The sequence below is a fragment of the Collimonas sp. NPDC087041 genome (genome assembly GCF_044745265.1).
Taxonomy (GTDB): Bacteria; Pseudomonadota; Gammaproteobacteria; order Burkholderiales; family Burkholderiaceae_D; genus Collimonas.
This window is the reverse complement of the sequence record NZ_JBIUZX010000008.1, coordinates 70,681-82,626: the sequence shown is the minus strand read 5'-3', so window position 1 is coordinate 82,626 and position 11,946 is coordinate 70,681. Positions and strand designations below refer to the sequence as shown.

12 protein-coding genes are annotated in these 11,946 nt (G+C 56.6%); 10 read left to right on the top strand and 2 right to left on the bottom strand.

Translation table 11 applies throughout. The features are described from left to right. Nucleotides 1-107: 107 nt before the first annotated feature. A complete protein-coding gene (locus ACIPF8_RS15710; protein WP_400422658.1) occupies nt 108-530 on the bottom strand; it encodes a hypothetical protein in 423 nt (140 codons plus the stop codon). Between ACIPF8_RS15710 and grpE the strand changes: the two genes are divergently transcribed. The 5 genes from grpE to can all read left to right on the top strand — a co-directional run bounded on the left by grpE (nt 520) and on the right by can (nt 6,011). Next, nucleotides 520-1,059, top strand: a complete 540-nt coding sequence (grpE, locus tag ACIPF8_RS15705) for a nucleotide exchange factor GrpE (RefSeq protein ID WP_400422655.1) — start codon at nt 520-522, stop codon at nt 1,057-1,059. The two genes, ACIPF8_RS15710 and grpE, sit on opposite strands and share 11 nt — an antisense overlap. A 95-nt stretch (nt 1,060-1,154) precedes the next feature. Next, complete coding sequence (dnaK, locus tag ACIPF8_RS15700) at nt 1,155-3,095, top strand: molecular chaperone DnaK (RefSeq protein WP_400422652.1); 1,941 nt, start codon at nt 1,155-1,157, stop codon at nt 3,093-3,095. 133 nt (nt 3,096-3,228) lie between these two features. Further along, nucleotides 3,229-4,362, top strand: coding sequence for a molecular chaperone DnaJ (gene dnaJ, locus ACIPF8_RS15695; protein ID WP_400422649.1), 1,134 nt, complete (start codon nt 3,229-3,231; stop codon nt 4,360-4,362). A 233-nt stretch (nt 4,363-4,595) separates the two neighbouring features. After that, the gene (locus ACIPF8_RS15690; protein WP_400422646.1) at nt 4,596-5,195 is read left to right on the top strand and encodes a chalcone isomerase family protein; all 600 of its coding nucleotides are present in this window, start codon (nt 4,596-4,598) and stop codon (nt 5,193-5,195) included. Between the two features lie 147 nt (nt 5,196-5,342). After that, nucleotides 5,343-6,011 carry a carbonate dehydratase gene (can, locus tag ACIPF8_RS15685; RefSeq protein WP_400422643.1) on the top strand — a complete coding sequence of 223 codons (669 nt, stop codon included), beginning with the start codon at nt 5,343-5,345 and terminating at the stop codon, nt 6,009-6,011. A 159-nt stretch (nt 6,012-6,170) separates the two neighbouring features. Here the strand turns inward: can and purM are convergent, their stop codons facing one another. Beyond that, nucleotides 6,171-7,223 carry a phosphoribosylformylglycinamidine cyclo-ligase gene (purM, locus tag ACIPF8_RS15680; protein WP_400422640.1) on the bottom strand — a complete coding sequence of 351 codons (1,053 nt, stop codon included), beginning with the start codon at nt 7,221-7,223 and terminating at the stop codon, nt 6,171-6,173. Nucleotides 7,224-7,463: 240 nt separating this feature from the next. Here purM and ACIPF8_RS15675 point away from each other — a divergent pair, with 240 nt between their 5' ends. The 5 genes from ACIPF8_RS15675 to folK all read left to right on the top strand — a co-directional run bounded on the left by ACIPF8_RS15675 (nt 7,464) and on the right by folK (nt 11,930). Then, nucleotides 7,464-8,546: an AI-2E family transporter gene (locus tag ACIPF8_RS15675; RefSeq protein ID WP_400422637.1), complete on the top strand. Its 1,083-nt coding sequence runs from the start codon at nt 7,464-7,466 to the stop codon at nt 8,544-8,546. Nucleotides 8,547-8,678: 132 nt separating this feature from the next. Then, on the top strand, nt 8,679-9,380 hold the full coding sequence (gene hda, locus ACIPF8_RS15670; protein ID WP_061534548.1) for a DnaA regulatory inactivator Hda: 702 nt from the start codon (nt 8,679-8,681) through the stop codon (nt 9,378-9,380). Then, entirely contained in the window at nt 9,377-10,051 is a 675-nt protein-coding gene (locus tag ACIPF8_RS15665) for an HAD family hydrolase (RefSeq protein WP_400422634.1), read from the top strand. Before hda ends, ACIPF8_RS15665 begins: the two co-directional genes overlap by 4 nt. Next, the gene (gene pcnB / locus ACIPF8_RS15660; protein WP_400422631.1) at nt 10,048-11,430 is read left to right on the top strand and encodes a polynucleotide adenylyltransferase PcnB; all 1,383 of its coding nucleotides are present in this window, start codon (nt 10,048-10,050) and stop codon (nt 11,428-11,430) included. The genes ACIPF8_RS15665 and pcnB overlap by 4 nt, the downstream gene beginning before the upstream one ends. Next, on the top strand, nt 11,427-11,930 hold the full coding sequence (folK, locus tag ACIPF8_RS15655) for a 2-amino-4-hydroxy-6-hydroxymethyldihydropteridine diphosphokinase (protein WP_400422629.1): 504 nt from the start codon (nt 11,427-11,429) through the stop codon (nt 11,928-11,930). Before pcnB ends, folK begins: the two co-directional genes overlap by 4 nt. Nucleotides 11,931-11,946: the final 16 nt, after the last annotated feature.

Sequence of the window (11,946 nt, the reverse complement as noted above, 5' to 3'; positions counted from 1 at the left end):
GGGTTGTAGCGGGTTTGCAGCAGAAATTTTGAGATGGAGTGCGCCACACAGGCGGGGCACAACTATAATGAGCGCCCAGCTTGCAGTTGGGCGTTCAGATCGGGGTGTTATCGGTTTGGCAAGGGCAGGAAGTCTGGCAAGACATCAACATAAAAAATTAATACAGCGCGACCAGTTGCGAATAACTGATCCAGCTGGCTGCCAGCACGATATAGACAACCAGAAATGCGGAAATCAACGGCAGTTTCACGATCTTCCCCTTTCATCGGCTTGATTTGTTGAGCACTTTTGCGTGTACCAATCCACGTCTTTAGGATAGTTCCTATGGCGCGTTGCAGCAAACCCGCAGGTGGTAAATTTTGTTTCAATTTGTTGCTGGAAAATGGCGTGGACAGTAGCTTTGACGCTGCTTTTGCCGGAATCCGGGTGGCCGGTGTTTTTAACCCTTGAAAAAGTAGGGACATAGCCTCATTTGGCTTTGCATACACCACTAAGTTATTGATTGTTGGAGGTTTTTGAATGGAAAACATGGAAAATCAGAGCGGACAAGCGCAAACCGAAAAGAATGCTGTTGCTGAAGATGCAACGGTAGTCGCCGAATCGGCGCTGGAAGTCCAGTTGTCCGAGGCGCAGGCCAAGATCGCGGAAATGCAGGATGCTTTCCTGCGCGCCAAGGCTGAAGCGGAAAATATCCGCCGCCGGGCCCAGGAAGATATTGCTCGTGCACACAAATTTGCGATTGAAGGCTTTGCCGAAGCGTTGGTGCCGGTGAAGGACAACCTTGAAATGGCGTTGAAAATTGAAACGCCATCGGTTGAATCGCTGAAGGAAGGCGTCGAAATGACGCTCAAGCAGCTTTCTTCGGCCTTCGAAAGAAACCGTTTGCTGGAAATTTCGCCGCAGGTCGGCGAGAAACTCGATCCGATGAAACACCAGGCAATCTCGACGGTTCCGGCCGAACAGGAAGCCAATACCGTAGTAACAGTGCTGCAGAAGGGTTACACCATTGCCGACCGCTTGTTGCGTCCGGCACTGGTCGTCGTTGCGCAAGGAAAATAACAAAAAATCGCTTGGCGAGCGCTTGAAAGCGCTGTTTTTCTCCTTATATTCAGAACATCAAAACATTAATCAGATTTCAGTAAAGGACATACACCATGGGTAAAATTATCGGCATTGACTTGGGTACCACCAACTCTTGCGTTTCGGTTATCGAGGGCGGTCAACCTAAAGTGATCGAAAACTCGGAAGGCGCACGTACTACGCCGTCCGTCATCGCTTATCAAGAAGACGGCGAAATCCTGGTCGGCGCGCCGGCCAAGCGCCAGGCAGTCACCAATCCGAAAAACACGCTGTACGCAACCAAGCGTCTGATCGGCCGCAAGTTCGACGAAAAAGAAGTGCAGAAAGACATCGCCCTGATGCCTTACCAGATCCTCAAAGCCGACAACGGCGATGCATGGGTCGGCGTGCGCGATCAAAAACTGGCGCCACCACAAATCTCCGCAGAAGTGCTGCGCAAGATGAAGAAGACTGCCGAAGACTACCTCGGCGAAGAAGTCACCGAAGCCGTGATCACGGTGCCGGCATACTTCAACGATGCACAGCGCCAAGCAACCAAGGATGCTGGCCGTATCGCTGGTCTGGACGTCAAGCGCATCATCAACGAACCGACTGCAGCAGCGCTGGCATTCGGCCTGGACAAGGCTGAGAAGGGCGATCGCAAGATTGCCGTGTACGACTTGGGCGGCGGTACATTCGACGTCTCGATCATTGAAATCGCCGATGTCGATGGCGAAAAGCAATTTGAAGTGCTGTCCACCAACGGCGATACATTCCTCGGCGGTGAAGACTTCGACCAACGCATCATCGATTACATCCTGGACGAGTTCAAGAAGATCAACGGTATCGACCTGGGCAAGGACGCGATTGCTTTGCAACGCATCAAGGCATCGGCCGAGCGCGCCAAGATCGAACTGTCGTCGTCGCAACAGACTGAAATCAACGAGCCGTACATCGCGATGGCTAACGGCGCACCGGTCCACTTGAACCTGAAGATCACCCGCGCCAAGCTGGAATCGCTGGTTGAAGAACTGATCGCCAAGACCATCGAACCTTGCCGCATCGCCATCAAGGACGCCGGCGTCAAGGTTTCCGATATCGACGACATCATCCTGGTCGGCGGCATGACCCGTATGCCTAAGGTGCAAGAGAAGGTCAAAGAGTTCTTTGGCAAGGATCCACGCAAGGACGTGAATCCGGATGAAGCTGTTGCCGTTGGCGCAGCGATCCAGGGTTCGGTCTTGTCGGGCGACCGTAAGGACTTGCTGTTGCTGGACGTGACTCCGCTGTCGCTGGGTATCGAAACCATGGGCGGCGTGATGACCAAGATGATCCAGAAGAACACCACGATCCCGACCAAGTTCAGCCAGGTGTTCTCGACTGCCGACGACAACCAGCCGGCCGTGACCATCAAGGTTTTCCAAGGTGAGCGCGAAATGGCTGCAGGCAACAAGGGCCTGGGCGAATTCAATCTGGAAGGTATCCCGCCAGCAGCACGCGGCACACCGCAGATCGAAGTGACCTTCGACATTGACGCCAACGGCATCCTGCACGTCGGCGCCAAGGACAAGGCAACCGGCAAGGAAAACAAGATCACGATCAAGGCCAACTCCGGCTTGACCGAAGAAGAAATCCAGAAAATGGTGCGCGACGCTGAGGCGAATGCCGAGGAAGACAAGCGCCTGAAGGAAGTTGCCGAAGCCCACAACCAAGGCGATGCATTGGTCCATTCGACCAAGAAATCCCTGGCGGAATACGGCGACAAGCTGGAAGCCGGCGAAAAGGCCAGCATCGAAGCTGCAATCAAGGAACTGGAAGAAGCATTGAAGGGCAGCGACAAGGCAGCCATCGATAACAAGACAGCCGCCTTGACCACCGCAGCGCAGAAGCTCGGCGAAAAGATGTATGCCGACATGCAGGCGCAGCAAGCCGCTGCCGGCGGCGCTGAAGCTGGTGCCGCAGGTGCCGGTGCAGAAGCCAAGCCAAAGGAAGACGACGTGGTTGATGCTGACTTCAAGGAAGTGAAGGACAAGTAATCTCTTCGTCAGCGATGGCTTGCTAGTCTGATTTTGAATCGGAATTGTGACCATCGCGAAGACGCGCCGGACAGATGCCATCGCTTGCGATGCCCTGTTCGGCGTTTTCGCTTAAACAAGAGGGTGTAAAAAGATGGCGAAGCGTGATTTTTACGAAATACTGGGTGTTGCGAAAAACGCTTCTGATGAAGAAATCAAGAAGGCGTACCGCAAGCTCGCAATGAAGCATCATCCGGACCGCAATCCGGATAGCAAAGGTGCGGAAGAGAAGTTCAAAGAGGCGAAAGAAGCCTACGAAATGCTGTCAGACCCGCAAAAGCGGGATGCTTATGACCGCTATGGCCATGCCGGCGTCGATCCCAACATGGGTGGTGGCGGTGGTGGCGGCGCGGGCGGATTTGCCGATGCCTTTGGCGATATCTTCGGCGACATTTTCGGTGGCGGCGGCGGTGGTCGCGGCGGCCGCGGTGGCGGACCGCAGGTGTATCGCGGCGCCGATCTGCGCTACAACCTGGAAATCACGCTGGAGCAGGCGGCGCACGGCTTCGATACGACAATCCGTGTGCCAAGCTGGGACGAGTGCGAGCCGTGTCATGGCTCAGGCGCCAAGCCGGGCACCGAACCAGTCACTTGCCCAACCTGCGGCGGTCACGGCCAGGTACGCATGCAGCAAGGTTTCTTCAGTATCCAGCAGACTTGCCCCAAGTGCCATGGCAGCGGCAAGATCATTCCGGAGCCATGTCCGTCTTGCGCGGGTGCAGGCCGCATCAAGCGCAACAAGACACTGGAAGTGAAGATTCCGGCCGGTATCGACGACGGCATGCGGATTCGTTCTTCCGGCAACGGCGAGCCAGGCATGAATGGCGGCCCGACCGGCGACCTGTATGTGGAAATCCACATCAAGCCGCACGCGGTGTTCCAGCGCGAAGGCGACGACCTGCATTGCGAAATGCCGATCTCGTTTGCCAAAGCAGCTTTGGGCGGTGAAATCGAAGTGCCGACACTGAACGGCAAGGCTTCGTTCACGATCCCTGACGGCACCCAGTCCGGCAAGACCTTCCGTCTGCGCAGCAAGGGCATCAAGGGCGTACGCTCAGGCTACGCCGGCGACCTGTTCTGCCACGTCGTGGTGGAAACTCCGGTCAAGCTGAGCGAGCGCCAGAAGGAATTGCTGCAGGAGTTCGAGCAGCTCACCAGCGAAGGCGGCGCCAAGCACAGCCCGCAAACCAAGTCCTGGAAGGACAAGGTAAAAGAGTTCTTCGAATAATTTCGAGCGTGGACGCTTTCATGGAAACCGCCAGCCATTCAGGTTGGCGGTTTTTTTTCGTCAGGAATTTCTCTGTGGAAATGTTATCCAAAGTGGTCGGCGCCATTAACAATTTCTCTATTGCATAATCCTGCGCGTCTCTCTATTCTGTAGGTGGTAATAATAAAACGATCGTTCTTTTATATCGGCGATCAACACAAAACAAACTCCATATACAAACCATAGGAGGAGACATGAAGATAGTTGCTCGTTTGAAGCGTGCAGGGGCTTGCGCCTGCATATTGTCTGCGCTGATCGTGGCGCAGCATGCGTCTGCGCTGGATGTGGCGGGCGTCAAGGTCGACGAAACGGCAAAGGTCGGCAATCAGGATTTGAAGCTGAACGGCGCCGGCATTCGCTACAAGGTGATTTTCAAGGTGTATACGGCGGCGCTTTACCTGACCGACAAGAAAACCACTGTGCCGGACGTCTTGGCAGCGCCGGGCGCACGGCGGATCGAGCTGGTCATGCTGCGTGATGTCAGCAGCGAAGATTTCAGCCGTGCTTTCATGGCCGGTATCCAGAACAATGTGGATAAAGCCGATAAGTCGAAGATCATCAACCAGCTGCTGAAATTCGGTGAGCTGTTTGCCTCGATCCCGGAATTGAAAAAAGGCGATGTGCTGACCACCGACTGGATTCCCAACGTCGGTACGCAGATCCACTTTAACGGCAAGCCAGTGTCAGAGAATTTGCCCGACCAGACTTTCTATAACGCCCTGTTGAAAATCTGGCTCGGCGAGAAACCGGCGGACAGCAAGCTGAAGCAGGCGTTGCTCGGTCAGGCAGGATAGGTAAGCCCGAAGCGAATATCGGTTATAGGAAGTAAAAACCGATAAAAGCTGATGGGATTTGCCAGTTTTCTATAAAATAAGGCCTAGGATGTCTTGCATATCGTTATCAAAATGGTATGCGGATGGAACTTTATTGAATAGAAAACAATGACAGCAAAAAACAAGCAATCCCTGACCAGAGAAGATCTTTTCCAGAGAAACCGTGAGTGGGCGGCGGCAATTACCGCCCGCGACCCGGACTTTTTCAAAACCCTGGCAGCGCAACAGACGCCCGAGTATTTCTGGATTGGGTGTTCCGACAGCAGGGTGCCGGCAAATGAATTGCTGGGCTTGCTGCCGGGTGAGTTGTTCGTTCACCGCAACGTCGCCAACGTGGTTGCGCACAGCGACCTGAACTGCCTGTCGGTGCTGCAATTCGCCGTCGACGTGCTCAAGGTGAAGCACGTTTTCGTGGTTGGCCATTATGGTTGCTCCGGCGTGCATGCGGCGCTTACCAAGCGCCGCGTTGGCCTGGCTGACAACTGGTTGCGGCATGTCGAAGACGTGCATCAGAAGCACGAACGCTACCTGGGCGAAGCGTTGCCGGAAAATGTTCGCCACGATCGCCTGTGCGAACTCAACTCGATGGAGCAGGTCGCCAATATCTGTCGTACGACGATTGTCCGGGATGCCTGGGAACGCGGCCAGCCACTGACCATCCATAGCTGGGTCTATGGGTTGCGCGACGGCCTGCTGAGCGATCTGGGCGTGACCGTGAGTTGCATGGCCGATCTGGAAAAGGGCATGGCGACGAGCTTGAAGCGTTACGAAGATTAAAGCCGGCGGATGCGGTAGTTGTGCATCGAAGCGATCATTGAATAAAAAAAACGACCAGTAGCTTGGTCGTTTTTTTTATGTGCGGTTCATCTGTATTGCTTGCCTCGGCAACGTCGGCACTTGTACCCACGTTGCCGGGCAATAATTGGATGACGATGATTAGATGACGATGGTTTGCGCTTCGCCTTCAGCGCGGGCGCGGATTTCGCCGATGCGGTTGACGGTTTCGCCGGCTGCCTGCAATTGGGCGATGGCGGCGTCGGCGTTTTCCTTGGAGACGATGACAGTCATGCCAATGCCGCAGTTGAATACGCGATGCATTTCCGCATCGGCGACTTGGCCGTGTTGCTGCAACCATTTGAACAGTGGCGGCATGGTCCAGCTGTCGGCATGCAATACCGCAGTCAGGTTGTCTTGCAGCACGCGTGGGATGTTTTCCACCAGGCCGCCGCCGGTGATGTGCACCATGCCCTTGACTTCCATCGACTCCATCAGCGCCAGCAACGGCTTGACGTAGATGCGGGTAGGTTCCATCAGCACGTCGGCCAGTTTGCGGCCGTGGAAGTCGGCGTCGAGATCCGGTTGGGCGACGTCGATGATCTTGCGCACCAGCGAGTAGCCGTTGGAGTGCGCACCTGACGATGCCAGGCCGAGGACAACGTCGCCCGGTACGATCTTGGTGCCGTCGATCAGTTTGGATTTTTCAACCGCGCCGACCGCGAAGCCGGCCAGGTCGTATTCGCCATCCGGATACATGCTTGGCATTTCAGCGGTTTCGCCGCCGATCAGTGCGCAGCCGGCCAGTTCGCAACCCTTGGCGATGCCCTTGATGACATCGGTGGCGCTTGGCACATCGAGTTTGCCGCAGGCGAAGTAATCGAGGAAGAACAGCGGCTCGGCGCCTTGCACCAGGATGTCGTTGACGCTCATGGCGACCAGGTCGATGCCGACCGTGTCGTGGCGCTTCAGGTGGAAGGCCAGCTTGAGCTTGGTGCCGACACCGTCGGTGCCGGAGACCAGTACCGGTTCCTTGAATTTCTTGCTGATTTCGAACAAGGCGCCGAAACCGCCGATGCCGCCCATCACGCCTTCACGCATGGTGCGTTTGGCGAAGGGCTTGATTGCCTCGACCAGGGCGTCGCCAGCGTCGATATCAACACCGGCATCGCGATAAGAGAGGGGCACGTTGGAAACGTTTGAAGTGGAAGTCATGATGTGATTGGCGGCAGAGGCGGTAAAATAGAGGAATTCGGCCACGCATTCCCTATACATTGCTGTATTTGGGGTGAAATAATCGGCCAGCGACAGGCTTGCGAGGGCAAAACAAGCGGAAAATACGACTTTTCCACGAGATTTTGCCTGTCCCCAGCTTGTCATTCGCCTGGTGTCGGCTGGATTATTGCGCGGTAAAAGCGGTATTTTATCAAACCGATCCATCAAACTCTCGATTCCATGCCATTTTCTTTTACCGACGAACAAAAACAAACAGCTTTGTGGCTTGGACTTGGCCTGTTGCTGATAGCCCTGATGGTGGCATTGGGGCCGATCCTGACTCCTTTCATCGCCTCTGCGATCCTCGCCTACGCGCTCAATCCGGGCGTCGACTGGCTGTCGCGCAGGCGCATCGGCAAGTTCCCGTTTCCGCGGGCGCTGGCGGTGCTGATCGTGATCATGCTGCTGGTGTTTGCAATCCTGGCGGTGATCCTGATCGTAATTCCGGTATTGCGCAAAGAGTTTCCTTTGTTGCAAGATCAGATTCCGAATTTCCTCAGCAAGCTGGACGGCTTCATCGGTCCGCATCTGCAGGATTTCGGCATCAACATGCGGCTCGACGGCACTGGCATCAAGGAAATGCTGACCAAGCAGCTGTCCGCCAGCAGCGATGAAATCTGGACCTCGGTGCTGGCTTCGGTCAAGGTGGGCGGCACGGCGGTGTTGGGCTGGCTGGCGACGATCCTGCTGGTGCCGGTGGTGCTGTTTTACCTGTTGCAGGACTGGCATCAGATCGTTGCTCGCGTGGGCACGTTGGTGCCGCGCCGCTGGCTGGGCAAGACCGGCAACATGACGCAAGAGGTCGATAGCCTGCTGGCGCAGTATTTACGGGGCCAATTACTGGTAATGTTGGTTCTGGCGATTTATTATTCGACCGGGCTGGCGATTGCGGGCTTTGATGTGGCGTTGCCTGTTGGCATTATTACCGGTTTGCTGGTATTTATCCCATATGTCGGCTTCGGCCTCGGCCTGGTGCTGGCGCTGATTGCCGCGATGCTGCAATTCCAAGGCTGGCATGGGCTGATCGCGGTTGCCATCGTTTATGGCATCGGCCAGGTACTGGAGAGTTTTATCCTGACCCCGCGCCTGGTGGGCGAACGCATCGGCCTGCATCCGCTGGTAGTGATTTTTGCATTGATGGCCTTTGGCCAACTGTTCGGCTTTGTCGGCATACTGCTGGCGCTGCCATGTTCTGCAATCATGTCGGTAGTGGTCAAGCACGTGCGTGCGCACTACCTGGACAGCAGTTTTTATAAACATTAATTATTATTAATTAAACAAATTAAAAGGGGTTCGAAAAATCGTCGCGAGCAACGCAGAATTAAGAGGGAGCATCGCAGCTCCCATATCGTGTCGCGCAGCCGGTTTGTCGAGCCTCCTCTTGGGTAAAGAAGTATGAGGCAGCTTACGCTGGACATTACTGCGGAAGAACCGCAGACTCTCGACACTTTTGTGGTCGGGCAGAATCAAGAAGCTTTACAGTTCTTGCAGCGTCTGGTCGCGCCGTCGACGACATCCATCACCGCACCGGGCGACCGCTTCGTCTACCTGTGGGGCGATGCCGGCGCCGGTAAAAGCCACGTGCTGCATGCCCTGGCGAGCAGCACCGGGGCCCGCCTGATCCGCGGCAATCAATATAACGGAGATGTGTTCAATTTTTCGCCGGAGGTATCCGGCTATCTGATCGACGATTGCGACAAGCTGTCGGCCACCGACCAGATTGAAGCGTTTGCCCTGTTCAACCAGATCCGCGAGCATGGCGGCTGGCTGGTCACCAGCGGCGAACTGCCGCCATCCGAACTGAGCGTGCGCGAAGATTTGCGCACCCGTCTCGGCTGGGGCTTGATCTATCAATTGCATGGTTTGAGCGATGAAGAAAAGATCGCCGCACTGACGCACGCCGCGCAAGTACGCGGCCTGCACCTGTCGAGTGGCGTGTTACCCTACCTGATCACGCATTTCCGGCGCGATATGCGGTCTTTGACAGCCATGCTGGATGAATTGGACCGTTATTCGCTGGAGACTCAGCGTCCTATTACGCTGCCTTTGCTGCGCAGCTTGTTGCAACTCGAATCCGAAGATAATAAACCTCTATGAACCTGGCCTTATTCGACCTTGACCATACGCTGTTGCCCGTCGACTCCGACTATGAATGGGGACAGTTCCTGGTGCGCATCGGCGCAGTGGATCCCGATGCCTTTGAAAAGAGCAATGCCGAATGGTTTGCGCAATACCAGGCCGGTACGCTCGATCCGGTCAAATACCTGGAATTCGCATTCGGCACGCTGGCCAAATTCCCGCGCAAGCAGCTCGATGCTTGGCACGAACAATTCATGGCACAAGTGATTCAGCCGCAGATCAAGCCGGCCGCGCGCGCGCTGCTGCAAAAGCATCAGGACGCAGGCGACCTGGTGGCGATCGTGACCGCTACCAACAGTTTTGTGACAGAACCGATCGCCAAGGCGCTCGGCGTCGATTTCCTGATCGCCTCCGATCCGGAAACTACCGGCGATGGCGAGATTACCGGCAAACTGCTGGACACGCCGACCTACGGCCCCGGCAAGGTCGTCCATACCCATGCGTGGCTGGCCACCATGGACATGACGCTGAAAAGCTTCCCGCGCAGTTATTTCTATAGCGATTCGCACAACGACCTGCCGCTGATGCTGCTGGTCACGGATCCGATTGCCACCAATCCGAACTCGCTGTTGAAAGCGCATGCCACCGCGCACGGCTGGCCCATCCTGAATTTATTCGACGCGCAATGATCAAGAAGCTGATTCGCTCCATCCTTGGGAAAAAGAAAAAAGATCCCACCCAACCGTTGATACTCGGCCCGAAGCAGCACGGCATCAATCCGCAACTGGTGTCGCCGAATGCCGTCAGGGTTACCAAGACGCTGCAGGATAACGGCTACAAGGCGTTCATCGTCGGCGGCGCTGTGCGTGACCTGCTGTTGGGCGTGAAACCCAAGGATTTTGACGTCGCCACCAACGCCACGCCCGAGCAGGTCAAACGCCTGTTCCGGCGCGCCTTCATCATCGGCAAGCGCTTCCAGATCGTGCACGTGATGTTCGGCCAGGAGCTGATCGAAGTCACCACTTTCCGCGGCGCGTCGTCCGACGGCTCACCCAAGGATGAACATGGCCGCGTGTTGCGCGACAACACCTTCGGCGAGCAACACGAAGATGCCGTGCGACGCGATTTCACCATCAACGCGATGTACTACGATCCGGCCACCGAAAGCGTGCTGGACTACCACGGCGGCATCGACGATATTCGCGCCAAGACCTTGCGCATCATCGGCGATCCGGAAGCCCGTTATCGCGAAGATCCGGTGCGCATGCTGCGCATCGTGCGTTTCGCCGCCAAGCTCAAATTCACGATTGATCCGGCCACGCGGGCGCCGATCCCGGTGATGGCGGCGTTGATCGATAACGTACCGGCGGCACGGGTATTCGACGAGATGCTCAAGTTGTTGATGAGCGGCCATGCGCTGGCTTGCTTGCAGCAACTGCGCAAGGAAGGCCTGCATCACGGCTTGCTGCCGTTGCTGGATGTGGTGCTGGAGCAGCCGCTGGGCGAAAAATTCGTCACGCTGGCGCTGGCCAATACCGATGTCCGCGTACAGCAAGGCAAGCCGGTGTCGCCTGGCTTCCTGTTTGCATCGCTGCTGTGGCACCAGGTGCTGGAAAAATGGAGCGCCTACAAGGCCGCCGGCGAACTGCCGATCCCAGCCTTGCATCTGGCCGCCGACGACGTATTGGAAGCGCAAACCGACAAGCTGGCCTTGCAACGCAAGATTGCGTCCGACATGCGCGATATCTGGGCCATGCAGCCGCGCTTTGAACGCCGTGTCGGCAAGGCGCCGTACAAGCTGCTGGAGCATCTGCGTTTGCGCGCCGGATACGATTTCCTGCTGTTGCGTTGCGCCTCAGGCGAGATCGATAGCGAAATCGGCGAATGGTGGACCGCCTTCATGGAAGGCGACGGCGAGCAGCGTGAAAAGCTGCTGGCGCAAAAACCGAAGGTAGCGGCTGCGGCGGACGCTGCGCCGGCCAAGAAACGGCCGCGCCGACGCGGTCCGCGTGGCGCTGCCAAGACCACCAATGCGGGCGGCGGCAATAAAGAGTCAGGTGGTCAATGACGGCAGGTTCCAGCAAGGTTGACGATCCGGTAAAGGCGTACATCGGCATCGGCGCCAATCTCGGCGATGCGCGCGGCCAGGTGCAGCGCGCCATCCTGCAGCTCGGCAAGTTGGCCGACACCAGCCTGACGGCGCAATCGAGCCTGTTTCGCACAGCGCCGCTGGATGCCGGCGGCGACGATTACATCAATGCCGTCGCTTGCGTCGCCACGCGCCTGAGCGCGCATGCGTTGCTGAAGGAGCTGCAGCGGATTGAACTGGATTTTGGCCGCGAGCGTCCGTATCAGAATGCGCCGCGCACCCTTGACCTGGATTTGCTGCTGTACGGGCAGTCGACCATCGCCGATGAGGTGTTGACGCTGCCGCATCCGCGCATGACGCAGCGCGCTTTCGTGCTGATCCCGCTGTTGCAGATCGATCCCTTCATCGTCATTCCCAACCATGGCCCGGCGCATCAATTTGCACCGCAGGTTGCAGACCAGGTCATCAGCAAAGCATAAAATCCGATTAATGACG

What these genes read in the sequence shown, in the direction of transcription:
- dnaK (WP_400422652.1), top strand. Translation starts at nt 1,155, where the DNA reads ATGGGTAAAATTATCGGCATTGACTTGGGTACCACCAACTCTTGCGTT.
- can (WP_400422643.1), top strand. Translation starts at nt 5,343, where the DNA reads ATGACAGCAAAAAACAAGCAATCCCTGACCAGAGAAGATCTTTTCCAG.
- ACIPF8_RS15690 (WP_400422646.1), top strand. Translation starts at nt 4,596, where the DNA reads ATGAAGATAGTTGCTCGTTTGAAGCGTGCAGGGGCTTGCGCCTGCATA.
- pcnB (WP_400422631.1), top strand. Translation starts at nt 10,048, where the DNA reads ATGATCAAGAAGCTGATTCGCTCCATCCTTGGGAAAAAGAAAAAAGAT.
- dnaJ (WP_400422649.1), top strand. Translation starts at nt 3,229, where the DNA reads ATGGCGAAGCGTGATTTTTACGAAATACTGGGTGTTGCGAAAAACGCT.
- ACIPF8_RS15665 (WP_400422634.1), top strand. Translation starts at nt 9,377, where the DNA reads ATGAACCTGGCCTTATTCGACCTTGACCATACGCTGTTGCCCGTCGAC.
- hda (WP_061534548.1), top strand. Translation starts at nt 8,679, where the DNA reads ATGAGGCAGCTTACGCTGGACATTACTGCGGAAGAACCGCAGACTCTC.
- purM (WP_400422640.1), bottom strand. Translation starts at nt 7,223, where the DNA reads ATGACTTCCACTTCAAACGTTTCCAACGTGCCCCTCTCTTATCGCGAT.
- ACIPF8_RS15710 (WP_400422658.1), bottom strand. Translation starts at nt 530, where the DNA reads ATGTTTTCCATTCAAAAACCTCCAACAATCAATAACTTAGTGGTGTAT.
- ACIPF8_RS15675 (WP_400422637.1), top strand. Translation starts at nt 7,464, where the DNA reads ATGCCATTTTCTTTTACCGACGAACAAAAACAAACAGCTTTGTGGCTT.
- grpE (WP_400422655.1), top strand. Translation starts at nt 520, where the DNA reads ATGGAAAACATGGAAAATCAGAGCGGACAAGCGCAAACCGAAAAGAAT.
- folK (WP_400422629.1), top strand. Translation starts at nt 11,427, where the DNA reads ATGACGGCAGGTTCCAGCAAGGTTGACGATCCGGTAAAGGCGTACATC.